Source organism: Elizabethkingia argenteiflava, from assembly GCF_009904105.1.
Taxonomy (GTDB): Bacteria; Bacteroidota; Bacteroidia; order Flavobacteriales; family Weeksellaceae; genus Elizabethkingia; species Elizabethkingia argenteiflava.
Genome location: NZ_JAAABJ010000044.1, coordinates 1 through 475, shown reverse-complemented (window position 1 = coordinate 475; position 475 = coordinate 1). Strand labels below are relative to the sequence as shown.

The following is a 475-nucleotide window of genomic DNA, read 5'->3' as shown; positions in this document are numbered from 1 at the left end:
CTGTTTTTCATATCGTTTGAAGGTTTTTATAGATCGCTTCTTCATATTCTGAGGTAACTTATTCACATCATTCCTTTTTAATACATGATAAACAGCGCCTGAAGATAACTCAATCCCATGATAACGGGATAACTACCATTTGGCCCAAAATAATAAGTTTTACGCAAATACAGTATAAGATCTTCTATGTGATTAGGGGTTCTGAGCTTTGGGGTTTCAGGGCAAGGCTTACTATTAACTAAACCTTGTTCCCTTTCTTGGTCATAAGCTCTTTTCCACTGATAAAAAGCTTCTCTTGAGATAACATAATATCTACATGCCTGAGAAATATTTCCAATCTCTTTTGCGTAATGGAGAACTTTTAATTTTATACGTATATCTGAAATTGATTTTCAATTTATTAATTATTTATAAATCCCCAGTCTAAGTCATGAATTTCATAATTGAAGAGTATAATCACCATGTTTATCTATTT

Annotated in this window: 1 protein-coding gene; it reads right to left on the bottom strand. The window is 31.8% G+C overall.

The window, feature by feature from the left end:
- Positions 1-77: 77 nt before the first annotated feature.
- On the bottom strand, positions 78-371 hold the full coding sequence (locus GNY06_RS14955) for a helix-turn-helix domain-containing protein (protein WP_394350811.1): 294 nt from the start codon (positions 369-371) through the stop codon (positions 78-80).
- Positions 372-475: the final 104 nt, after the last annotated feature.